Genomic DNA, 22,702 nt, shown 5'->3' with positions numbered 1-22,702 from the left:
CCCTCGTTCCCCCCGTGCTCCCCCGTTTCCCCCCGAGTCGTCCTAGGCCACGAGCTCGCCGAACGACTCCTCGACGCCACGGCCGGAGCCGATGGCCTCGTCCTCGCGCAGCCGGCGCAGCGAGCGCCAGATGCTGCTCTTGACCGTGCCGACGCTGATGTCCAGGATCTCCGCGATCTCCGGGTCCGTCCGGCCCTCGTAGTAGCGCAGGACCAGCATCGTCCGCTGGAGCTCGGGCAGCCGGGCGAGCGCCTGCCAGAGGACGGCGCGCAGCTCGGTGCCGCGCATCGCGTCCTGGTCGCCCGCCGTCTCCGGCAGCTCCTCGGTCGGGTACTCGTTGAGCTTGCGCCGGCGCCAGGCGCTGATGTGCAGGTTGGTCATGGTGCGGCGCAGGTAGCCGCCGACCGCCGCCTTGTCGGTGATGCGGTCCCAGGCGCGGTAGGTGGAGAACAGCGCGCTCTGGAGCAGGTCCTCGGCCTCGTAGCGGTCGCCGGTGAGGTGGTAGGCGGTCGCGTAGAGGGAGGCGCGGCGCTCCTGGACGTAGGCGGTGAACTCCGCCTCGGCCCGGGACGCCTTCGCCCGGGACGCGTCCTGGGCGAACGTCTCCGCCGGCTCCGGGGCGGCGTCGCGCGGCGCGGCCGGCTCGCCGTACACGGCGGCGTCGATGGCCGTCAGGTACACGCCCGGGGTGCGGCGTCCGGTGCCGCGGGCACACCCCCGTACCCCCGCGGCACCGGACTTCTCGGAGCTCCGCCCGGCGTCGTGAAGGCGCGTGCGAACTGCGCTGGTGGTGGTGCTGTGCAGTGTGTTCATGTCGCGCCCCCCGTCGGTGGAGCCAGCTGGGTCCGGTGTGGTTTCCGGACTGCTTCTCGCCCGGTGACCACCAGCTTGGTCGGCCAGTTTCATGGCGTTGTCCGCCGACTGTCACAGCCGTGCAACAGCGGGCGGGCCCGCCGTGACGGACTCCCGGACGACCGCGGCGCGGGGGCGGCGGCGGGCCGCGGGAGCGGAAGTCGAACTACCGCCCTGCGGTAGGCCAGAATGACCACCGTGCCTTTCCTGTTGCTGATCGAGGACGACGACGCCATCCGTACGGCCCTTGAGTTCTCCCTGTCCCGCCAGGGTCACCGCGTGGTGACGGCGGCGTCCGGCGAGGACGGCCTGAAGATGCTGCGCGAGCAACGGCCGGACCTGATCGTGCTGGACGTGATGCTGCCCGGTATCGACGGCTTCGAGGTCTGCCGCCGCATCCGCCGCACCGATCAGCTGCCGATCATCCTGCTCACGGCCCGGAACGACGACATCGACGTGGTGGTCGGCCTGGAGTCGGGCGCCGACGACTACGTGGTCAAACCGGTGCAGGGCCGGGTGCTGGACGCCCGGATCCGCGCGGTGCTGCGCCGGGGCGAGCGGGAGTCGAACGACTCGGCCACGTTCGGCTCGCTGGTGATCGACCGCTCGGCGATGACGGTCACCAAGAACGGGGAGGACCTCCAGCTCACCCCGACCGAGCTGCGGCTGCTGCTGGAGCTCAGCCGCCGCCCGGGCCAGGCCCTCTCCCGCCAGCAGCTGCTGCGGCTGGTCTGGGAGCACGACTACCTCGGCGACTCGCGGCTGGTGGACGCCTGTGTGCAGCGGCTGCGCGCCAAGGTCGAGGACGTGCCGTCCTCCCCCACCCTCATCCGTACGGTCCGCGGGGTCGGCTACCGCCTTGACTCACCGCAGTGACCCGGCGGGCCCCGGCACGCCGGGCCCCCGGACCCCCACAGACACCGACAGAGAGAACCCAGTGACGGAAGAGACCGGCCGGGGCCGGGCCGCCGGAAGCCTGATGCGGATCAGCATGCGGTGGATCAGCCTGCGGCTGCGGCTGATGCTGGTCTTCGCCCTGGTGGCGCTGGCGGCGGCGGTGTCCGCGTCGGCCATCGCCTACTGGCTGAACCGCGACGCGGTCCTCACGCGTACCCAGAACGCGGCGCTGGACGACTTCCGCAAGTCGCTTCAGGACAACACCGGCTCGCTCCCGGTGACGCCGACCTGTCCCGAACTCCAGGACGCCGCCGACCGGATGGCCGGGACCTCGCAGAAGTACGCCGTCCTGCTGATCGGCAAGGTCAAGGGCGGCGGCAACTGCGCGGCGCCTTCCGACCGCGACCTGTTCACCCTGGAGACGGTGCCGAAGACGCTGGTCACCGCGGTCAACCGGGAACGCAGGGTCGACGAGTCGAACCCGTACCCGTACCACCTGTACTGGCAGCGGATCACGCTCGACGGCAAGCCCTACCTGGTGGGCGGCGCCAAGGTGATCGGCGGCGGCCCCACCGGCTACCTGCTGAAGTCGCTGGAGAACGAGCGCGCGGACCTCAACTCGCTCGCCTGGTCGCTGGGGATCGCCACCGGCCTGGCCCTGATCGGCTCGGCGCTGCTCGCGCAGGCGGCGGCCTCGACGGTGCTGCGGCCGGTGCAGCGGCTCGGCGAGGCGGCGAGCCGGCTGGGCGAGGGCAAGCTGGACACCCGCCTCCAGGTCTCGGGCACGGACGAGCTGGCGGAGCTGTCGCGGACCTTCAACCGGGCCGCGGCGTCCCTGGAGAAGCGGGTCGAGGAACTCAGCGCCCGCGAGGCGGCCAGCCGGCGGTTCGTCGCCGACATGTCGCACGAGCTGCGCACCCCGCTGACCGCCATCACGGCGGTGACCGAGGTGCTGGAGGACGAGGCGGACTCGCTCGACCCGATGATCGCGCCCGCGGTGCAGCTCGTGGTGAGCGAGACCCGGCGGCTGAACGACCTGGTGGAAAACCTGATGGAGGTCACCCGCTTCGACGCGGGCACGGCCCGGCTCGTCCTCGACGACGTGGACGTCGCCGACCAGGTCACCGCCTGCATCGACGCCCGCGCCTGGCTGGACGCCGTCGAGCTGGACGCGGAGCGCGGCATCATGGCGCGCCTCGACCCGCGCCGCCTGGACGTCATCCTGGCGAACCTGATCGGCAACGCGCTCAAGCACGGCGGCTCGCCGGTGCGGGTGCGGGTACGCCCGGTGGACCACGAGTTGATCATCGAGGTCCGCGACCACGGTCCCGGCATCCCCGAGGACGTGCTGCCGCACGTCTTCGACCGCTTCTACAAGGCCAGCGCCTCGCGGCCGCGCTCCGAGGGCAGCGGCCTCGGCCTGTCCATCGCACTGGAGAACGCCCACATCCACGGCGGGGAGATCACGGCCGCCAATTCGCCCGAGGGCGGCGCGGTCTTCACGCTGACGCTCCCTCGGGATGTGTCGGCGTCCGGGGACGGTGACGGCGAGGACGAGGGCGGCTCCGGGCCGGAGGGATCCGGTGGCAAGGGTTCCGGAGGCAAGGGCTCCGGCGGCAAGAGCTCCGGCGGTACGGGCAAGAACGGGCGCAAGGACATCAAGAAGGACGCGAAGAAGGACGCCAAGGACACGAAGGACGTCCGGAACGGTGACGGCGACGGCCGCGGCCCGGCTCAGGGGGGCACGAAGTGAGGCGCACAGCGCGGACGGCCGCGCTCACCGCCGTACTGTGCGCCCTCGCCGCAGGCTGCGGCATCCGCGGCACCGCCGTCCCCGTCGACGCGGGTAGCGCGCCCTCCCGGGCGTCCTGCCTCACCCGGCCCGGCCCGGCCACGCCCCCGCCGAACGGCCCGGCGCTCACCGTGCAGCTGCTGTGCGCCTCCCAGCTCACGCCCGTGGTCCGGCAGCACGCGGGCCCCGGGGCGGAGCGCCCCGTCGACATGGCGCGGGCGCTCCTGGACGAGCTCCGCCGGCAGCCCTCGTCCGCCGAGGAGGCCACGGGGCTCTCCACGGACGTTCCGCAGCGGCTCACCGTCAGCGGCCCGCGGCGGGACGACCCGGCCGGCACGCTCCGGCTGAGCACCCCGCCGGACGAGCTGCCGCAGCTCGGCCTGGCGCAGATCGTCTGCACGTTCGCGGGCACCGCGGCGGCCGAGAACCGGCGCTCGGTGCTGCTCGGCGGGCCCGGCGGGGAGGCGCCCCGAAGCTATGTGTGCACGGACGACATCCGCGCCCACCCGGAGAACCTTCAGGGCGACTGACGCTCCGGCTCGTGAGCCCGCGCCGGGACCGCGCGTCCGGCGGCCGGAACCGCGCGCCCCGCGCACCGCGTCCTGTGGGGCGTGCAGCGTCATGGTTACGGCGGTACGGCCGCCCTCCGACACCGCTACCGCGTCGCGGGCTGCGTCCTCCTCGCCGCCCACCTGGTCGTGGTGGGCTGGCTGGCCATGCGGCCGTTGACCGTTCCCTGGGTCTCCGCCGCGCATCTGGAGCCGTTCGCCACACTCCGGGCCGACCTGGCGCTCGGGCCCTGGGAGGCGACCCGGGCCATCGTCAAGGGACTGCTCCCCTTCGCGCCCCTAGGGGTGCTGCTGCCCTGGGCGGGCGGCCGGCTCGACGCGTCGCCGCTGGGCTCGCTGGCCCGGACGGTCTTCACCTCCGCCATGCTCTCCCTGGTCCTTCAGGTGGTCCGCGGCGGTGTGGTGGGCCAGGTGCTGGACCTGGACGCGCTGCTGCTCAACGTCACCGGGGTGACGGTCACACACCTGGCGGTGGTGCCCGCGGCCCGGGCCCGGCTGCGCCGGCGGGACCACCGCGACGAGCGCACGGCCACCGGCCGGAGCGCCGCCCGCCCTCCGCTGCCCCTCCTCCGTGAGGAGGGGGCGTCTCAGGGTCCGACCCCGACGATCCCCAGGGTCGGAGTCGCCCCCTGGAGTGACGCCCTGCCGGGCGCCCGGTCCTAGCGTGGAGTCATCGGGAGGCCGCTCCCGGTCCCGGGCCCGCCGCCCGGGTCGTCCGCTCCGACGCGAGGAGACTCCGCCATGTCCACCGCCCTCGTCCGCCCCCGTGACCACCGGATGATCGCCGGTGTCTGCGCGGGGCTCGCCCGCCGCTTCGGCACCACGCGCACCACGATGCGTGTGATCTTCCTGGTGTCCTGTCTGCTGCCCGGCCCCCAGTTCCTGGTCTACCTGGCGCTGTGGCTGCTGCTCCCGTCCGAGGGGGGCCGCCGCCCGGCCGAGTCCTGGTGACGGCCGTCCGCCGGACCCGAGCGGAGCACCGCCGGCACCGGGGGCCACGGCGCCGCCGGGAGCGGGGCGCCGCGCACGCGCCACCGGCCGCGCCCCCGAGCGGGGTGCGCGGCCGGTGTCCGGAGATCCGGTGCGTGGAAGTGTGCCGCCTGCCGGGTGCGGAGCTCAGTGACCGGTCAGGTTGGGGGTCGACAGGCCCTTCGGCAGGGCGCCGTCCGGCACGAGGCCCAGCAGACCGCCGTTGCCCTTGTTGTCGCCCGGCGCGCTCTGCGCCGCCGCGCTCTTCTCGGCCGCCTTGGGGAACACCGCGCGGTCCACGGCCGAGGCGGTGGCCTGCAGCGCGGAGGAGCCCAGCGCCCGGTTGGCGGCGCTGATCACGGGTCCGCCCGGGAGCATCGGCGCGAGATCCTCGATGGGCAGCTGCCTGCTGGTGCCGGCGGCCAGGTTGGTGACCCTCTCCAGGGGGCCCGTGGGAGCCGCGGCCGACGCGGTGCCCGCCGCGGTGACGGCGATGGCAGCGCCGAGGGCGGCGGCACCGATGGTCTTGATGGTTCCCTGCTTCATGTGAAATCTGTCCTCGTGACGGGGGAGGGTGATGTCCCGGAGGCTTTGCAACCTGTCACGAGAACGACCGGCCCGCACCGAATGACACGGCCGGGACGTTTGAATTCCCGGCCGTAGCAGTCGTATTCAGGGACGATTGACCGTCAGTCGTATTGCCTGCGAGTTCACGGCACCGACGGTTTCCGTCGTTCCTAGCGGAACAGCCACTCCGACTTGAGCTCGGCGTATCCGGGCTTGATCACGTCGTTGATCATGGCGAGGCGCTCGTCGAAGGGAATGAAGGCGGACTTCATCGCATTGACGGTGAACCACTGCATGTCGTCGAGCGTGTAACCGAAGGCCTTGACCAGGTGCTCGAATTCGCGGCTCATGCTCGTTCCGCTCATCAGACGATTGTCGGTGTTCACCGTCGCCCGGAAATGCAGCTTGCGGAGCAGGCCGATCGGGTGCTCCTCGTACGAGGTGGCCGCCGCCGTCTGGAGGTTGGAGGTGGGGCACATCTCCAGGGGGATGCGCTTGTCCCGGACGTAGGAGGCGAGACGGCCGAGCTTGACCGTGCCGTCCTCGGCGATCTCGATGTCGTCGATGATCCGCACACCGTGGCCGAGCCGGTCCGCGCCGCACCACTGCAGGGCCTGCCAGATCGAGGGGAGGCCGAACGCCTCACCGGCGTGGATCGTGAAGTGGTTGTTCTCGCGCTTGAGGTACTCGAAGGCGTCGAGGTGGCGGGTGGGAGGGAAGCCCGCCTCGGCGCCCGCGATGTCGAAGCCGACGACGCCCGAGTCGCGGTAGCGGTTGGCGAGTTCGGCGATCTCCAGGGCGCGGGCGGCGTGCCGCATGGCGGTCAGCAGGGCGCCGACGCGGATGCGGTGGCCCGCCTCCTTGGCGCGCCGCTCGCCCTCGCGGAAGCCCTCGTTGACGGCCTCGACGACCTCTTCGAGGGTGAGTCCGGCCTCCAGGTGCTGCTCGGGGGCGTACCGGATCTCGGCGTAGACGACGCCGTCGGCGGCGAGGTCCTCGGCGCACTCGGCGGCCACCCGGACCAAGGCCTCGCGGGTCTGCATGACGGCGCAGGTGTGGGCGAAGGTCTCCAGGTAGCGCTCCAGCGACCCGGAGTCGGCGGCCTCGCGGAACCAGACGCCCAGCTTCTCGGGGTCGGTCTCGGGGAGGCGGTCGTATCCGGATTCCCGGGCCAGGTCGACGACCGTGGCGGGGCGCAGGCCGCCGTCCAGGTGGTCGTGGAGGAGCACCTTGGGGGCGCGGCGGATCTGTTCGGGGGTCGGGAGGGTGGTGGTGTCGCTCGTCATTTCGGCACTCTAGCCCCTACGCGCGTAGATGCACCCGAACGATACGGAACGGTGACCCGTCGGCGGGGTGGACACCACGCGCCGTTCTGCCATCGTTGTCTGCCATGGTTCAGCAAGCGCTGCCGCAACCCGATCCGCTGGGACCGGAAGGGTCACCACAGGGATCAGAAGAACCAGAGGGATCAGAGGGTCTCGCCGGGCCCGTGGGGCTGTTGAGGCGGAACCGGGGCCCACGGCGCCGGAAGCCCGCCGAGCCCACGCTGAGCAGGCCCTTCGGCGCGGGCCGGGCCGGAGAGGCCGTCAACGGAGTGGCCTTGCTGCTGCCCGGCGGACCGGCCATAGGGCGGCGGCGCCCGCCGTCCCGGATCCCGGCCGCCCAGGGCCGGCTGGCCCGCCGGCTCACCCGCGCGGGCGCCGGTGACGGCCTGGCCACCCACGTCGTCCGGTACCGCCACCGGGGCTGGAACGGCACGGCGGCGCATCCGGTGGAGGACGCGCTGTGGGCGGCGGACGAGGTGGTGCGGCGGTACGGCGACGTGCCGGTCTGCCTGGTCGGTACGGACCTGGGCGGCCGGGCGGCGCTGCGGGCGGCGGGCCACCCGGCCGTGACCTGCGCGGTGGCGATCGCCCTCTGGCTGCCCGGCCCGGAGGCCGTCCTCGACCCCGATCCGGTGCGGCAGCTGGCCGGCCGCCGGGTGCTGCTGGTGCACGGGACCAACGACGAGCGCACCGACCCCGACCTGTCCTACCGGCTCGCCGAACGGGCCAAGAAGATCAACCGGGAGGTGTGCCGGTTCGAAGTGCACTCGGACGGGCACGGGTTGCGGCAGCACCGCGCCGAAGTGCTGTCGCTGACCGCCGACTTCGTCCGGGGCTCCCTCTTCGGCCACCCCTGCGCCCGGCCGTTGGCCGACGCCTTGGCCGCCCCTCCCCCGCTGGGCCTGCGGATGCCGCTGGCGTGTGGGTTCGGGGAGACGCTGGGGCACTGACCTCAGCGGTGCAGCAGCAACCGGCCCCGGCGCGAGAGCAGGAAGCGCTTGAAGGCGGCCACCGGCGGGGTGTCGGGGTGGCCGTCGAGCCAGGCCACCCCGATCTCGCGGACGGCCCGCGGCGCGGTGACGGTCAGCTCGACGACGCCGGGGCGCGGCACGGCGGGCGGCGGCAGCAGGGCGACCCCGAGCCCGGCGGCGACCAGGCCGCGCAGGGTCTCGGGGTCCTCGCCCTCGAAGGCGATCTTCGGGGTGAACCCGGCCTCGGCGCAGAGGGCGTCGGTGATGCGGCGGAGCCCGTAGCCCGGTTCGAGGGTGACGAACAGCTCGGCGGACGCCTCGGCGAGGCGGATCCGCTTCCGGACGGCCAGCGGGTGGTCGTCGGGGACGACGAGCCGCAGCTTCTGCTCGTCGAGGCGGCGGGCGACCAGGTCGGGGGCGTCCGGCACGGGTGAGGTGAGGCAGAGGTCGAGGTCGCCGTCGCGGAGCCGCTCGATCATCGCCTCGCCGTAGTTCTGGACGAGTTGGAAGCGGACGCGGGGGTGGTCGGCCCGGAAGGCGCGGATGAGTTCGGGTACGGTCTCGGAGCCCATCGTGTGCAGGAAGCCGAACGCGACCTTGCCCGCGGCGGGGTCGGCGTCCGCCCGGACGGACTCGGCGGCGCGGTCCACCTCGCCGAGCGCCCGCTCGACCGTGGCGAGGAAGGTCCGGCCCGCGGCGGTGAGCGAGACGGTGCGGCCGTGCCGGGCGAACAGCGCGACGCCGAGGTCGTGTTCGAGCCGGGCCATGGAGCGGCTGAGCGTGGACTGCGGCATCCCCAGCCGCTGGGCGGCGCGGGTGACGTGCTCGTACCGGGCCACGGCGACGAACTGGGCGAGCCGCGGAGTGAGCGTCACCGCCCAGGAATCGGCCTCGACCTCGGCGCTCGGGGCAGGCGCCATGGGTGCCGTGGATGCCGTCGGGGTGACGGGCGTCAAGGACGCGCCAGTAACGAGGGTGTCTTTTCTGTTGCCGCCCGGTGACAGACGCCGCTCTGACCTGTGCTCATGCTTCACGGGATGGATTATGGCCATTCTGTGCATTGGACGCATCAAATGCAGCGTGCATACGGTTTGGCCATGCCTCCTGCCGATACCGGGGCATCCGCCGTCATCCTGCGCGCGGGTGCCTCTCCCTCGTCGTCCACTGACTCCCTCTCCTCCTCCGACGACTCCCGGATCGCGCCCGGCGACCCCGGCTACCGCCGGATGAGCTTCGCCCTCTTCGCGGCGGGCGTCGCCACGTTCGCGCTCCTCTACTCCACCCAGGCCCTGCTCCCGGCGGTCTCCGACGGCCTCGGCGTGACCCCGGACCAGGCCAGCTGGACGGTCTCCGGCGCGACGGCCGGCCTCGCCCTCGCCGTCGTCCCGCTCAGCGCGCTCTCCGAGCGGTTCGGCCGCCGGGCCATGATGACGGCCGCCCTGTGCGTCGCGGCGCTGCTGGGGCTGCTGGTGCCGTTCGCCCCGGACCTCGGCTGGCTGACCGGCCTGCGCGTGGCCCAGGGCGCGGCGCTGGCGGGCGTCCCGGCGTCGGCGATGGCGTACCTGGCGGAGGAGGTCCGTCCGCGGGCGCTGGTCGGCGCGGTCGGGCTGTTCGTGGCGGGCAACGCGATCGGCGGCATGTCCGGCCGCATCCTCGCCGGCTGGGTGGCCCAGGCGTGGGACTGGCGCGCGGGGCTGGCCTCGGTCGGCGTCCTGGCGGTGGTGTGCGCGGTGGTGTTCCGGCTGCTGATCCCCAAGGCCCGGCACTTCTCCCCCGGTTCGGTGGCACCGCGCGACCTGGCCCGTACGCTCGGCCGGCACCTCTCCGACCCGCTGCTCGTCCGGCTGTACCTGATCGGCGCGCTCTTCATGACCGTCTTCGGCGCGGTCTACACCGTCATCGGCTACCGGCTGGCCGCGGCCCCGTTCTCCCTGCCGCAGGGGCTCGTCGGCTCGGTCTTCCTCGTCTACCTGGTCGGTACGGTCTCGTCGGCCGCGGCCGGCAAGCTGGTCGGCCGGCTGGGCCGGCGCGGCGCTCTCTACCTGGCCATGGGGACGACGTCCCTGGGCCTGCTGCTGACCCTGACGTCCTCCCTGACGGCCGTCCTGCTCGGCCTCGTCCTGATCACCGCCGGCTTCTTCGCGGGCCACGCGGTCGCCTCGTCCTCCGTCAGCCGCACGGCGACGACGGGCCGCGCCCAGGCGTCCGCGCTCTACCAGACCGCCTACTACCTGGGCAGTTCGGTGGGCGGCACGGTCGGGGCGCTCGCCTTCCGCGCCGGGGGGTGGGACGGGGTGATCGTCCTCGGGCTCGGCGCGATGGTGGCGGCGGCGTCGATCACGCTGTACGCGACGCGCAAGGCGCTGCTGGAACGGCGAGTGGCCGCGCGTCGCCTGTCGGCCCGGGCCTGAGCCCCGACTTCCCCGAGCCCGAAGGGGCCGCTTTCCCGCCACCTGTCCTGGCGGGGGCGGCCCCTTCGTGTGGGGTGCCCCGGTCCCGCCCCTTCGCCGTTTCCCGGAGCTGCGCCCCAGGCCCCCAAACCGCGCTCCGCGCGGAGAAGGCGCTCCCAACGGGCTGGTCTTTCAGCCCGTCCGGCGTTTGAGGACGCGCGCCGCAGGCGCGCTCGGGGGCTCGGGGGCGCAGCCCCCGCGAGAAACGGGAAGGGGCGGGACAGGGGCACTCGAACGCTGCCGCGCTTACGCGACCCGCACCTGCACAGGGGCGGTGACGACGTCATGCACGGCGGGCACGGCACTCGTCGGCCTCCTGCGCTCCGTCGAGCCGGCGTTCCCCCAGGCCGGGCCGGACAGCGATCGCCCGTTCGCGTGAACCGCCGGACACGGCAACGGGGCCGGTGGCAAGCCACCGGCCCCGTTCACCCGTTCAAGGCGTCCGCGCGTCAGGCGATGCGGTCCAGCACGATCGGGTTCGGCGTGAAGTCCGTGCCGGACGGGGCGATCTCGACGCCGCCGTCCAGGGCCGCGAGGGCGTAGTCGAACTTCTCGGGGGTGTCCGTGTGCAGGGTCAGCAGCGGCTGGCCCGCCGTGACCGTGTCGCCCGGCTTGGCGTGCATCTCGATGCCGGCGCCGGCCTGCACCGGGTCCTCCTTGCGGGCGCGGCCCGCGCCGAGGCGCCAGGCGGAGACGCCGACGGCGTAGGCGTCGAGCTTCGTCAGGACGCCGGACGCGGTCGCGGTGACGACGTGCTGCTCGCGGGCGACCGGGAGGGCCGCGTCCGGGTCGCCGCCCTGGGCGATGATCATGCGGCGCCAGTGGTCCATGGCGGAGCCGTCGGCGAGGGCCTTGGCCGGGTCCGCGTCGGGCAGGCCGGCCGCCGCGAGCATCTCGCGGGCCAGGGCGAGGGTGAGCTCGACGACGTCGGCCGGGCCGCCGCCCGCCAGGACCTCGACGGACTCGCGGACCTCGAGGGCGTTGCCGGCGGTGAGGCCGAGCGGGGTCGACATGTCGGTGAGCAGGGCGACGGTCTTGACGCCGTGGTCGGTGCCGAGGCCGACCATCGTGGAGGCGAGCTCGCGCGCGTCCTCGATGTTCTTCATGAAGGCGCCGGAGCCGACCTTGACGTCCAGGACGAGCGAGCCCGTACCCTCGGCGATCTTCTTCGACATGATGGAGGAGGCGATCAGCGGGATGGCCTCGACGGTGCCCGTGACGTCGCGCAGCGCGTAGAGCTTCTTGTCGGCCGGGGCGAGCCCGTCGCCGGCCGCGCAGATGACGGAGCCGACGTTCCGCAGGACGTCCATCATCTCGTCGTTGGAGAGCAGCGCCCGCCAGCCGGGGATGGACTCCAGCTTGTCGAGGGTGCCGCCGGTGTGGCCGAGGCCGCGGCCGGAGAGCTGCGGGACGGCCGCGCCGCAGGCGGCGACCAGCGGGGCCAGCGGCAGCGTGATCTTGTCGCCGACGCCGCCGGTGGAGTGCTTGTCGGCGGTGGGCACGGGCAGCGAGGAGAAGTCCATGCGCTCGCCGGACTTGATCATCGCCGCCGTCCAGCGGGCGATCTCCGCACGGTCCATGCCGTTCAGCAGGATCGCCATGGCGAGCGCGGACATCTGCTCGTCGGCGACCTCGCCGCGCGTGTAGGCGTCGATCATCCAGTCGATCTGCTCGTCGGTCAGACGACCGCGGTCGCGCTTGGCGCGGATGACGGAAATGGCGTCCATCAGCACATTTTCCTTAAGTTCGTGCGTCCTCAGGTCTTCCCGGGGCCGGAAAGTGACCCGGACGGGCTGACACGTCAGCCCGTCCGGCGCTTGAGGACATCTTCAACGATCGAGGTCGGCGGGCCCAAACGCGTCCGGCAGGAGTTCGGCCAGCGGGCGGATCCCCGAGGCCGTGTCCACGGCGAGCTCCGGGCCGCCGTGCTCCCACAGGAGCTGGCGGCAGCGGCCGCACGGCATCAGAACGTCGCCGTTGCGGTCGCAGCAGGTGAAGGCGGTCAGCTTGCCGCCGCCGGAGGAGACGAGGGCGGAGATCAGGCCGCACTCGGCGCAGAGGGCGACACCGTAGGCGGCGTTCTCCACGTTGCAGCCGGTGACCACCCGGCCGTCGTCGACGACGGCCGCGGCACCGACGGGGAAGCCGGAGTACGGGGCGTAGGCCCGGGACATGGCGTCCCGGGCCTGCGCGCGCAGATCCTCCCAGAGAGCGGGAGAGGTCACTTTCCTTGACCCTTTCGGTAGGGCTTGCCGTCCGCCTTGGGCATCCGGAGCCGTTGCGAGAACAGCGACAGCACCAGCAGCGTGACCACGTACGGCGTGGCGTCCACGAACTCCAGCGGCACGGTGTCCGTCAGGGCGAACCAGACGAACAGCGCCACGGCGACGACCGCGGCGACACCGGCCGCCTTGACCTTGCCGCCCTTGAAGCGCCAGGCCGCGAAGCCCACCAGCAGCACGGCGATCAGCAGCAGCAGCGCGTGGACGGTGGGACCGCCGGAGCGCAGCTGGAGGCTGTCCATGAAGCCGAACAGGCCGGCGCTCATGGCCACGCCGCCCGGCCGCCAGTTGCCGGAGATCATCGTGGCGAGACCGATGTAGCCGCGGCCGCCGGTCTGGCCGTCGGAGTACATGTGGGTGCCGATGGCGAGGAACGCGCCGCCGAGGCCGGCGAGGGCGCCGGAGACGACGACCGCCGCGTACTTGTAGGTGTAGACGTTGACGCCGAGCGACTCGGCGGCCACCGGGCTCTCGCCGCAGGAGCGCAGGCGCAGACCGAAGGCCGAGCGCCAGAGCACGAAGAACGTGCCGACGAAGAGCAGCGCGGCGACGATCGTCAGCCAGGACACCTCGGAGACGAAGCCGCGCACGATGCCGGCGAGGTCCGAGACGAGGAACCAGTGGTGCTTCTCCACGTCGCGCAGCCAGTCGGCGAGACCGGGGATGGAGAAGTTGCCCATGTTCTCCATGACGGGCGACTGCTTGTCGTTACCGCCGTGCTGCTGGGCGTCGCTGCCCTCGGCGCCGAACCACAGCTTGGCGAAGTACTGGGTGATGCCCAGGGCCAGGATGTTCATGGCCACACCGGAGATGATGTGGTCCACGTTGAAGGTGACGGTGGCGATCGCGTGCAGCAGGCCGCCGAGCGCGCCGCCGACGACGCCGGCCACGGCCGCGACCCAGGGGCCGTGCTGCCAGCCCATCCAGCCGGCCGAGAAGGCGCCGAGCATCATCATGCCTTCGAGGCCGATGTTGACGACGCCCGCCCGCTCGGACCAGAGGCCGCCGAGGCCCGCGAGGCCGATCGGCACCGCGGCCGCGAGGGCCGAGCCGAACTGGCCGGAGCCGGTCAGGTCGTTGGCGTCGGTGATCGCGCGCAGGGCGGAGAGCAGGATCAGCGCGCCCGCGACGATCAGCATGATGACGGGGTAGGAGAGCTTCCGCTTTCCGCCGTCGCCCTTGTTCTTCCCGCTCAGCCGGTCGGCGAGCCCGGAGGTGAAGGTGGTACTCACGCGGAAACCTCCGCCTTGTCGCTCTTGCGGGCCTGGGCGGCGAGCTCCTCGCCGACCTTGCGCTGCTGGGTCTTGAGGCCGTAGCGCCGCACGATCTCGTAGGCGATGACGACGCAGAGGACGATGACGCCCTGGATCACGCCGACGATCTCCTGGGCGTAGCCCTCGAACTCGAGCTGCGTGCCGGTGCGGTCCAGGAAGCCCCAGAGCAGGGCGCCGAGCGCCATGCCGATGGGGTGGTTCCGGCCGAGCAGGGCGATGGCGATACCGGTGAAGCCGATGCCCGTGGGGAAGTCGGTGCCGTAGTTGTACGAGACGCCGAGCAGGGTCGGCATGCCGACGAGGCCGGCGACGGCGCCGGAGAGCAGCATCGAGGTGACGATCATGCGCTTGACGCTGACGCCGCTGGCCTGGGCGGCCGACTCGGACTGGCCGACGGTGCGCAGGTCGAAGCCGAAGCGGGTGCGGCCCAGGATGAACCAGTAGGCCAGGCCCGCGACAGCGGCGACGATCACGAAGCCGAGGATGGGCTTCGGCGTCGTCGGGATCTCGAAGAAGTGCGACGAGTCCGGCAGGTAGGGCGTGTGGATCAGGTTGCCCTCCTTCTTCGCCAGCCGGCCGTCCTGGAGGAAGTAGCCGATCACCGAGGCGCCGATGGCGTTCAGCATGATCGTGCTGATCACCTCGTTGACGCCGCGGGTGGTCTTCAGCAGACCCGCGATGCCCGCCCAGACCGCGCCGACCGCCATCGCCACGATGATGACGATCGGGATCTGGATGATGCCGGGCAGCGTGAGCGCGCCACCGACGACGGCGGCGAAGAAGGCCGCGATGCGGTACTGGCCGTCGACGCCGATGTTGAAGAGGTTCATCCGGAAGCCGATGGCGACGGCCAGCGCGGACAGGTAGTACGGGGTGGCCTTGTTGATGATCCAGACCTGGCTGTCGCTCTTCGAGCCGAAGTCCGCCATCACCTGGTAGGCGTGGAACGGGTCCTTGCCGGTGGCCGCGATGATGATCGAGGTGATCGCCACGGCGGCCACGATCGCCAGCAGGGGCGCGGCGAGCCCCAGGATGATCTTGTTCTTGTCGAACTTCCTCACTTGGAGTCGCCTCCTTCCGCGCCGGCGCTGTCGCTGTTGTCGTTGTCGTTGTCGTTCTCGGGGTTCTCGTCGTGCTCGAGGTGCCCGGTCGCGGCGCCGGTCATGGCCGAGCCCAACTCCTCCGGGGTGATGGTGGCGGGGTCCGCGTCGGCGACCAGGCGGCCGCGGAACATCACCCGCAGGGTGTCGGAGAGCCCGATGAGCTCGTCCAGGTCGGCAGAGATGAGCAGCACCGCGAGTCCCTCGCGGCGCGCCTCGCGGATCTGGTCCCAGATCTGCGCCTGCGCGCCGACGTCCACACCGCGGGTGGGGTGGGCGGCGATGAGCAGCTTCGGCTGGTGGCTCATCTCGCGGCCGACGATCAGCTTCTGCTGGTTGCCGCCGGAGAGCGAGGCCGCGGTGACCTCGATGCCGGGCGTACGCACGTCGAACTCGCGGACGATGCGCTCGGTGTCGGCCCGGGCGGCCCTGTTGTCCAGGAGGGCGCCCTTGCTGTTGGGCTTCTCCGTGACGTGGCCGAGGATGCGGTTCTCCCACAGGGGGGCTTCCAGCAGCAGGCCGTGGCGGTGCCGGTCCTCGGGGATGTAGCCGATGCCGCCCTCACGCCGCTTGCGGGTCGGCGCGTGGGTGATCTCGGTGCCGTCGAGGGTGACGGTGCCGCGGTCCGGGTCGCGCATGCCCATGATGGCCTCGACCAGCTCCGCCTGGCCGTTGCCCTCCACGCCCGCGAGGCCGAGGACCTCACCCTTGTGGATGGTGAAGCCGATGCCGTCGAGGACGGTCCGGACGACGCCGTCGGAGTCGGTGGCCGACAGGTGCAGGCCGTCGACGGTGAGCATCGGCGTGTCGGTGACCGTGGACTCGCGGGTCTCCGGCGAGGGCAGCTCCTCGCCGACCATCAGCTCGGCGAGCTGCTTAGGCGTGGTCTCGCTGGGGATCGCGGTGCCGACGGTGGTGCCGCGGCGGATGACGGTGATGTCGTCCGCGACGGAGAGCACCTCGCCGAGCTTGTGGGAGATGAAGATGACCGTCAGGCCCTCGGCCTTGAGCTCGCGCAGGTTGTCGAAGAGCGCGTCGACCTCCTGCGGGACCAGGACGGCGGTCGGCTCGTCGAGGATCAGCGTGCGGGCGCCCCGGTAGAGGACCTTGAGGATCTCCACGCGCTGGCGGTCGGCGACGCCGAGGTCCTCGACGAGGACGTCGGGGCGGACGCCGAGGCCGTACGCGTCGGAGATCTCCTTGATCTTCTTACGGGCCTTGCCGCCGATGCCGTGGAGCTTCTCGGCGCCGAGGACGACGTTCTCCAGGACGGTCAGGTTGTCGGCGAGCATGAAGTGCTGGTGCACCATGCCGATGCCGCGCGCGATGGCGTCGGCCGGGCTGTGCAGGCTGACCTGCTCGCCGTCGAGGGTGATGGTGCCCTCGTCCGGCTTCTGCATGCCGTAGAGGATCTTCATCAGGGTGGACTTGCCGGCGCCGTTCTCGCCGCAGAGGGCGTGGACGGTGCCGCGGCGGACCGTGAGGCAGATGTCGTGGTTGGCCACGACACCGGGGAACCGCTTGGTGATGCCTTGCAGTTCCACGGCGGGCGCGGTGCCGCTGCTGGACTCTTTGCTGGACGCTTTGATGGCGCACTCTCCTCGGGGAAAGGGAGCGGGGGTGACACCGGGATGTCCACCGGGTGGGGGCGCGGTGGAGAGCTCCGGACGGGCGGTGGCGACGCTACACGCTCACAACAGCACGCTACGCGCGTAGCGTTGGCGCGTATGTGCGGGCCCGGCGAGGGTGTTCCCCCCGCCGGGCCCGGTCAGCCGGGGCGGCCGGCCGGAGCCGGCCGTGGGTTACGGCTTGTCCTTGACCTTGACCTGGCCGTCCGCGATCTTCTTCTTCGCGGCCTCGACCTTGTCCTTGATGTCGTCGATGAAGCCGCCCGAGGTCACCAGCGAGACGCCGCCGTCCTTGAGCAGGTAGGTCTTCGGGCCGGTCAGCGGCTTGCCGTCCTTGACGCTCTTGACCAGGTCGAACACGGCCACGTCCACGTTCTTCACCACGGAGGTGAGGATGTGGTCCTTGTACTTGGCCAGGCCCGGGAGCTGGTACTGGTCGGAGTCGACGCCGATCGCCCAGGCGTCCTTCTGGCCCGCGACGGCCTCGATGGAGCCGTTGCCGGAGAGGCCGGCCGCGGTGTAGATCACGTCGATGCCCGAGTCGAGCATGCCCTTGGCCTTGTCCTTGGCGGCCGCCGGGTCGTTGAAGCCCTTGTCGTTGTTCGGGTACAGGTACTGCGAGGTCACCTGCGCCTTGGGGTCGGTCTCCTTGACGCCCTGCTCGAAGCCCGCCTGAAACTTCTGGATGAGGGCGTTGTTGACACCGCCGATGAAGCCGACCTTGTGGGTCTTGGACTTCAGGGCGGCGGCAACGCCGGCGAGGTAGGAACCCTCGTGCTCACCGAAGGTGATGCTCTCGACATTCTTGCCCTGGGCAACCGAGTCCACCACGGCGAAGGTGGTGTCGGGGTGGTCCTTGGCGACCTTCTCGATCGACTTCTGGTAGTTGAAGCCGACGCCGATGACGGGGTTGTACCCGGCCTCGGCCAGCGAGTTCAGCCGCTGCTCGCGCTCGGCCTCCGTCTCGCCGTTCTTCGCCGTCATCAGGCGGCTCTTGACGCCCAGCTCCTTCTCGGCCTTGTCGGCGCCGCGGGCGGCGGACTCGTTGAAGGAGTGGTCGTCACGGCCGCCGACGTCGAAGGCGAGACCGAGACCCTTTTCCTTGCTGCCGCCCGACTCGGTCGAGGACTCGCCACAGGCGGTGAGGGTGAATGCGAGAGCCGCGGTGGCAATGCCCGCGACAGTGATCGTGGATACCCGGCGCACGAGGGCCCCTTCACTCGAAGCGCCTCCATTGGCGCTGGTTCGGAGGGATCGTAACGCGCGTAGATGGCCTGAAAAGGGCTAGTCCCAAGCCGTTATCGGATCGTCGCGAACCGAACTCGACCGCCAAACCTACATTTGGTTGCGATCAAGCAATGCGGCGGCCGTGAACAGCTCCACTCCGACCTGGATGGCCCCCTCGTCGACGTCGAAGTCGCCGCGGTGCAGATCGCGGCGTGTCGTGTCACCCACCGGGCGGACGCCCAACCGGGCCATCGCCCCGGGCACCCGCTCCAGGTACCACGAGAAGTCTTCCCCGCCGAGGCTCTGCTCGGTGTCCTCCACCGCGTCCGCCCCGCGCCGCGCCGCCATGGCCCGGCCGAGCAGACCGGCGATCTCCCCGTCGTTGACCACCGGGGGGACGCCCCGGATGTAGGTGATCTGCGACTTGGCGCGGTGCATCGTGGCCACCTCGTCCACCGCGGCGTGCACCAGGTCGGGGGCGTCCCGCCAGGCCTCGATGTCCAGGCAGCGGACGGTGCCGGAGAGCTCGGCGCGCTGCGGGATCACATTGGCCGCGTGCCCGGCCTCCAGCCGTCCCCAGGTGACGGCGAGGCCCGACCGGGTGTCGATCCGCCGGGAGAGCAGGGCCGGCACCTCGGTGGCCACCTTGGCCGCGGCGGTCACCAGGTCCGTCGTCAGGTGGGGGCGGGCCGTGTGGCCGCCGGGACCGTCGAGCGCGACCTCCAGCTTGTCGCAGGCGGAGGTGATGGGCCCGGTCCGCAGGCCGATCCGCCCGACCTCGACCTTGGGGTCGCAGTGCACCGCCACGATCCGCCCCACGCCCTCCAGCGCGCCGCTCTCGATCGCGTCGAGGGCACCGCCGGGCAGCACCTCCTCGGAGGGCTGGAAGATCAGCCGGACGGGGTGCGGCAGCAGCCCCTGCTCGGCCAGCGCGGCGAGGACCAGGCCGGTGCCGAGGACGACGGTGGTGTGCACGTCGTGCCCGCAGGCGTGGGCCGCGCCCTGGACGGTGGACCGGTAGGGGACCTGCTTGGTGTCCGGGATCGGGAGCGCGTCGAGATCGGCCCGGAAGGCCAGCACCGGCCGGCGCGCGGCGCCCGGCCGGGACCGCCCGATGTCGCAGATCAGCCCGGTGCCGGAGTCCAGCGTCCGGGGACGGAGCCCGGCCTTCTCCAGTCTGGCCCTGACCGCCGCGGTGGTGCGGAACTCGCGGTGACCCAGCTCGGGGTGCATGTGCAAGTCCCGGCGGAAGGCGATGAGTTCGGCGCGCAGGTCGGCCGGAAGACGGCCGGGCAGCGCGCCGGCCAGGTCGCCTTCGAGGTCGTCGGCAGAGGTTTCGGGTGCGGCTTCGCAGGGCATCAGGTGATTCACCCTTTGAAGAGTAGAGCCCTGCACGGGGCAACTGCCCTCCGATCATGAAAAGTTCAGCCGCATGGATGGGTCGGCAGGGGGGTATGACCCGTATTTACGGCGTACCTTTACGAGACACCGTCAGGTGGTGCTCGCCTGGACGGACATTCGCGGTAGGCGGCGCGCATCGCGGGCGCTGCCGGTGACCCGTGCGAGGAATCCCTCGGCGCGCGGCGAGGCGTGGGCGGTGAGCCAGCCGGGGTCGACGTCGCAGACGGCGACGGTCACCCCGGTGCCGGCGAGCGCGAGCGGCAGCGTGTGCACGACGGTGGACGGGAAGCTCAGCACCGTACGCCCTATGGGCCCGCGCCGGGCGATCAGTTCGAGGGGCAGTTCGGGGCGCACCACCTCCAGGCCGAGCCGCCCGGATATGAGGCGCAGCTTGTCGGTGTTCTCACGGCGGTGCGCGAAGTACCGGGTGGCGTGGTGCTCCCCGGCCAGCGCGGCCACGGCTTCCAGGTAACGCTCCGCCTCCACGACCCCCGTCTCGACCAGGGAGGTACCGACGAGGTCCGTGCTCCGGGTCAGGCGCGGCGGGCCGAACGCCGCGCGGGTCCAGGCGAAGGTGTTCGCCGTGACGGAGACTCCCGGGGGCGGTTCGACCGGCATGGAGGTGAACAACTCCACACTTCGGCGGTTGTTCGGAGTGAGCATCCGGCGCGCCGAAGCGGATACCGGCGCGAAGACGATGTCACGCGCTCCCCAGCCGCCGCGTCCGCCCCGGTGGCGGTGCCAGCGTACGAACCGTTCGCCGCGCGCGAGTTGACCGACGAACTCCATGGTGGCGGTGCCGTCGTCGACCACCACCAGCTCGCGGGCCCGGGTGAGGGTGAGCAGCAGCTGCACGTACCGGGAGAACGGATCGCCGATGACGACGCGGCGGGCGGCGCGCAGCGGCCCGGCCAGCCCGCCGACGGTCTGCACCGGCGCCCCGGCCCCGCCGCGCGCCTCCTCCCAGCGCAGCCGGTACCCCTGCGCACGGGCCAGCTCGGCCATCCGGCGGAGCTGGCCGCGGGTCATGGGGTCGTGCGGGGCGAGGACGACGATGACGGTGTCGCCGGTGGCCGGGTGGGAGGTGATGGTGTTCGGCTCTGTCGGTGGCAGGCGGAGGCCCGCGGTGTGGCGGTCCGTCTGGCGGGGGACGCCGGCGCGCAGGGGGGCGGCTGCCGGGGGCGGAGGGGACGCGGGCGGCGCGGTCGCGCGGGTGTGCGCCCACTCCAGGACGTTGAGCAGTTGGACGGGGCTTTCCACGAAGGCCAGGGTCCCGGCCGGGCCGGGGTCCGGTCCGGTGGCGGAGTCCCCGGGACGGCGGGGGCTCTCCGGGACCGCCGGGCCGCCGGTGGGTTCGGTCATCGGCCGGCGCCCGTCAGACGGCGGCCGGTGCGCGGTCACCGGTCCGGTCGGTCCCGCCCGTCCGGCTGCTTTCGTCGGCGCGGCCGGTTCCGTCGGCCCGTTCCCCCGCCTCGGCGACGACGCCCGGCACCCGGCGAAGCTTGCGCATCGGGGCCAGTTCGCTCTCGTACACCCGCTTCACGCCGTCGCCCAGGGACTCCTCGACCACCCGGATGTCGCGCACCAGCCGCTGCAGGCCGCCGGGTTCGACGGAGGCGGCCTGGTCGGAGCCCCACATCGCGCGGTCGAGGGTGATGTGCCGCTCGACGAAGGAGGCGCCGAGGGCGACGGCGGCCAGCGTGGTCTGGAGACCGGTCTCGTGGCCGGAGTAGCCGATGGGGACGTTGGGGTACTCGGCCTGGAGGGTGTGGATGACGCGCAGATTGAGCTCGGCGGCCCGGGCCGGGTAGGTGGAAGTGGCGTGGCAGAGCACGATGTTCTCGCTGCCCAGCACCTCGACGGCGTGCCGGATCTGCTTGGGCGTGGACATCCCGGTGGACAGCACGATCGTGCGGCCGGTGGCCCGCAAGGTGCGCAGGAGCTCGTCGTCGGTGAGCGAGGCGGAGGCGACCTTGTGGGCCGGGAGGTCGAACTTCTCCAGGAAGGCGACGGACTCCACGTCCCACGGCGACGCGAACCACGCGATCCCGCGGGCCCGGCAGTGCTCGTCGATGCTGCGGTATTCGTCCTCCCCGAACTCCACCCGGTGGCGGTAGTCGATGTACGTCATCCGGCCCCACGGCGTGTCCCGTTCGAGTTCCCATTGGCTGCGCGGAGTGCAGACCTCCGGGGTCCTCTTCTGGAACTTGACCGCGTCACAGCCCGCGTCCGCCGCGGCGTCGACGAGGGCGAGCGCGGTACCGAGGTCGCCGTTGTGGTTGATGCCGATCTCACCGGTGATGTAGACGGGGTGGCCCGGTCCCACCGGGCGGTCGCCGAGGTGACGGACGCGGGCGGCGGTGCCGTGGGGGACGGCGGTGACGGTGGAGGTCATGGGAGCGGTTTCCTTCGTGTGGGGACGGTGGTGTGGGGGCCGCGCCCGGGCGCGGGGTGTGCGGGCGGTGGGCCGGGGGTGTGTGTTCTGTGCTGTGCCGCTGGGGAGTCGCGGGAGCGAGTGGTCCGGACGTCGGGCCGGTGACCGCCGTGTCGTTCGCGCGCGGGCGATACGGGCGCTCGACGGGCCGTCCACGGGTCGACACGGCAGGAGAGGCATGGGGGCGTGGGATCAGAGCTCCGGCCCCAGGATCCGTCCCGCGATCTCGCGGACCGCTCCCGCGCCCCCGGGTGTATCGGTCACGGCGCGGGCCTCGGCCCGTACGGCGGGGTGGGCGTCCGCGACAGCCACGGGCCAGCCGACGAGGCGGAGGCAGGGCAGGTCGTTGACGTCGTTGCCGGCGTACAGCACGCGCTCGGGGGCGATGCCCTGTTCGGCACACCACTCCTTGAGCGCGGCGTCCTTGTGGTCCGTGCCGTGCACGACGGGCACCCGCAGCTTGCGGGCGCGGGCTGCGACGACACCGTTGACCTCGGTGGAGAGGATCAGCACCGCCAGCCCGGCGCGGCGCAGCGCGGCGACGCCGAGCCCGTCGCCGCGGTGCACGGCGACGAACTCGCGGCCGTCGGCGTCCACCAGGACCCGGTCGTCGGTCTGCGTGCCGTCGAAGTCGAGGACGACGGCGTCGATGTCGTCGCGCCCGGGGAAGCCGTCGGAAGTGCCGGTCGCCGGCCGGTGCGCGGGGATCGCGGGCGTCGCCTCGTCCAGGAGGGGCGCGAGGGCGCGGGCGCGCGCCAGGTCGGCGGGGTCGTCCACTTCCAGGACGCGCGCGGGGTCGGTACGGACGGGCTCGACGCGGCCGAAGAAGCGGTGCCGGGCGGTGCGGAACCCGTCGGCCCGCATGGCGTAGGCGGCTCCGGTCTCCAGCAGGTCCTGCGGCCGGTCCTGGCGGCGGGGGCGGTGGGACGCGTGGTGGTTGACGCCGAGGGCTCCGGTGAGTGGG

At 72.3% G+C, this 22,702-nt stretch carries 21 protein-coding genes; 7 read left to right on the top strand and 14 right to left on the bottom strand.

Translation table 11 applies throughout. The features are described 5' to 3' along the window. Nucleotides 1–42: 42 nt before the first annotated feature. Nucleotides 43–813, bottom strand: coding sequence for a SigE family RNA polymerase sigma factor (locus ACSNOK_RS14470; protein WP_436781054.1), 771 nt, complete (start codon nt 811–813; stop codon nt 43–45). 237 nt (nt 814–1,050) lie between these two features. Here ACSNOK_RS14470 and afsQ1 point away from each other — a divergent pair, with 237 nt between their 5' ends. From afsQ1 to ACSNOK_RS14445, 5 genes are all read left to right on the top strand, one after another. Then, nucleotides 1,051–1,728 (top strand): two-component system response regulator AfsQ1, encoded by a 678-nt coding sequence (afsQ1, locus tag ACSNOK_RS14465; RefSeq protein ID WP_436781058.1) that lies wholly within the window; start codon nt 1,051–1,053, stop codon nt 1,726–1,728. A gap of 115 nt (nt 1,729–1,843) precedes the next feature. Next, nucleotides 1,844–3,502: an ATP-binding protein gene (locus tag ACSNOK_RS14460; RefSeq protein ID WP_436781057.1), complete on the top strand. Its 1,659-nt coding sequence runs from the start codon at nt 1,844–1,846 to the stop codon at nt 3,500–3,502. Then, a complete protein-coding gene (locus tag ACSNOK_RS14455) occupies nt 3,499–4,071 on the top strand; it encodes a hypothetical protein (protein ID WP_436781053.1) in 573 nt (190 codons plus the stop codon). The genes ACSNOK_RS14460 and ACSNOK_RS14455 overlap by 4 nt, the downstream gene beginning before the upstream one ends. An 81-nt stretch (nt 4,072–4,152) precedes the next feature. Beyond that, the gene (locus tag ACSNOK_RS14450; protein ID WP_436781052.1) at nt 4,153–4,773 is read left to right on the top strand and encodes a VanZ family protein; all 621 of its coding nucleotides are present in this window, start codon (nt 4,153–4,155) and stop codon (nt 4,771–4,773) included. A gap of 78 nt (nt 4,774–4,851) precedes the next feature. Beyond that, a complete protein-coding gene (locus tag ACSNOK_RS14445) occupies nt 4,852–5,061 on the top strand; it encodes a PspC domain-containing protein (protein ID WP_436781051.1) in 210 nt (69 codons plus the stop codon). A 165-nt stretch (nt 5,062–5,226) separates the two neighbouring features. On the opposite strand, the gene ACSNOK_RS14440 is transcribed toward ACSNOK_RS14445, so the two are convergent. Both ACSNOK_RS14440 and ACSNOK_RS14435 read right to left on the bottom strand, forming a co-directional pair. After that, on the bottom strand, nt 5,227–5,625 hold the full coding sequence (locus tag ACSNOK_RS14440) for an ATP-binding protein (RefSeq protein ID WP_436781050.1): 399 nt from the start codon (nt 5,623–5,625) through the stop codon (nt 5,227–5,229). A gap of 191 nt (nt 5,626–5,816) precedes the next feature. After that, nucleotides 5,817–6,932, bottom strand: a complete 1,116-nt coding sequence (locus ACSNOK_RS14435) for an adenosine deaminase (RefSeq protein ID WP_436781049.1) — start codon at nt 6,930–6,932, stop codon at nt 5,817–5,819. A gap of 308 nt (nt 6,933–7,240) precedes the next feature. Here ACSNOK_RS14435 and ACSNOK_RS14430 point away from each other — a divergent pair, with 308 nt between their 5' ends. Then, nucleotides 7,241–7,921, top strand: coding sequence for an alpha/beta hydrolase family protein (locus ACSNOK_RS14430; protein ID WP_436781056.1), 681 nt, complete (start codon nt 7,241–7,243; stop codon nt 7,919–7,921). Between the two features lie 2 nt (nt 7,922–7,923). Here the strand turns inward: ACSNOK_RS14430 and ACSNOK_RS14425 are convergent, their stop codons facing one another. Beyond that, nucleotides 7,924–8,862 (bottom strand): LysR substrate-binding domain-containing protein, encoded by a 939-nt coding sequence (locus ACSNOK_RS14425; RefSeq protein ID WP_436781048.1) that lies wholly within the window; start codon nt 8,860–8,862, stop codon nt 7,924–7,926. Between the two features lie 177 nt (nt 8,863–9,039). Between ACSNOK_RS14425 and ACSNOK_RS14420 the strand changes: the two genes are divergently transcribed. Next, the gene (locus ACSNOK_RS14420) at nt 9,040–10,353 is read left to right on the top strand and encodes an MFS transporter (protein WP_436781047.1); all 1,314 of its coding nucleotides are present in this window, start codon (nt 9,040–9,042) and stop codon (nt 10,351–10,353) included. Between the two features lie 488 nt (nt 10,354–10,841). Here the strand turns inward: ACSNOK_RS14420 and ACSNOK_RS14415 are convergent, their stop codons facing one another. The 10 genes from ACSNOK_RS14415 to ACSNOK_RS14370 form a co-directional block, all read right to left on the bottom strand. Further along, nucleotides 10,842–12,125 carry a thymidine phosphorylase gene (locus ACSNOK_RS14415; RefSeq protein WP_436781046.1) on the bottom strand — a complete coding sequence of 428 codons (1,284 nt, stop codon included), beginning with the start codon at nt 12,123–12,125 and terminating at the stop codon, nt 10,842–10,844. Nucleotides 12,126–12,221: 96 nt separating this feature from the next. Then, on the bottom strand, nt 12,222–12,617 hold the full coding sequence (locus ACSNOK_RS14410; protein ID WP_436781045.1) for a cytidine deaminase: 396 nt from the start codon (nt 12,615–12,617) through the stop codon (nt 12,222–12,224). Further along, nucleotides 12,614–13,906: an ABC transporter permease gene (locus tag ACSNOK_RS14405; RefSeq protein WP_436781044.1), complete on the bottom strand. Its 1,293-nt coding sequence runs from the start codon at nt 13,904–13,906 to the stop codon at nt 12,614–12,616. Before ACSNOK_RS14405 ends, ACSNOK_RS14410 begins: the two co-directional genes overlap by 4 nt. Further along, nucleotides 13,903–15,009, bottom strand: coding sequence for an ABC transporter permease (locus ACSNOK_RS14400; protein WP_436781043.1), 1,107 nt, complete (start codon nt 15,007–15,009; stop codon nt 13,903–13,905). The genes ACSNOK_RS14405 and ACSNOK_RS14400 overlap by 4 nt, the downstream gene beginning before the upstream one ends. Continuing rightward, nucleotides 15,006–16,592 carry an ABC transporter ATP-binding protein gene (locus ACSNOK_RS14395; protein ID WP_436781042.1) on the bottom strand — a complete coding sequence of 529 codons (1,587 nt, stop codon included), beginning with the start codon at nt 16,590–16,592 and terminating at the stop codon, nt 15,006–15,008. The genes ACSNOK_RS14400 and ACSNOK_RS14395 overlap by 4 nt, the downstream gene beginning before the upstream one ends. A gap of 258 nt (nt 16,593–16,850) precedes the next feature. Further along, complete coding sequence (locus tag ACSNOK_RS14390) at nt 16,851–17,882, bottom strand: BMP family lipoprotein (protein ID WP_436781041.1); 1,032 nt, start codon at nt 17,880–17,882, stop codon at nt 16,851–16,853. A 129-nt stretch (nt 17,883–18,011) separates the two neighbouring features. Continuing rightward, nucleotides 18,012–19,262: an amidohydrolase gene (locus tag ACSNOK_RS14385; RefSeq protein WP_436781055.1), complete on the bottom strand. Its 1,251-nt coding sequence runs from the start codon at nt 19,260–19,262 to the stop codon at nt 18,012–18,014. Nucleotides 19,263–19,394: 132 nt separating this feature from the next. Further along, nucleotides 19,395–20,666 carry a hypothetical protein gene (locus tag ACSNOK_RS14380; protein WP_436781040.1) on the bottom strand — a complete coding sequence of 424 codons (1,272 nt, stop codon included), beginning with the start codon at nt 20,664–20,666 and terminating at the stop codon, nt 19,395–19,397. Nucleotides 20,667–20,679: 13 nt separating this feature from the next. Continuing rightward, nucleotides 20,680–21,699, bottom strand: a complete 1,020-nt coding sequence (locus ACSNOK_RS14375) for an N-acetylneuraminate synthase family protein (protein ID WP_436781039.1) — start codon at nt 21,697–21,699, stop codon at nt 20,680–20,682. A gap of 231 nt (nt 21,700–21,930) precedes the next feature. After that, nucleotides 21,931–22,702 (bottom strand): HAD hydrolase family protein (locus ACSNOK_RS14370; protein ID WP_436781038.1); only part of this gene is annotated, 772 nt, incomplete at its 5' end.

The organism is Streptomyces sp. URMC 126 (assembly GCF_051386555.1).
Classification (GTDB): domain Bacteria; phylum Actinomycetota; class Actinomycetes; order Streptomycetales; family Streptomycetaceae; genus Streptomyces.
Note: the sequence above shows the minus strand (reverse complement) of the source record. Positions and strands in the feature narration are given on the sequence as shown.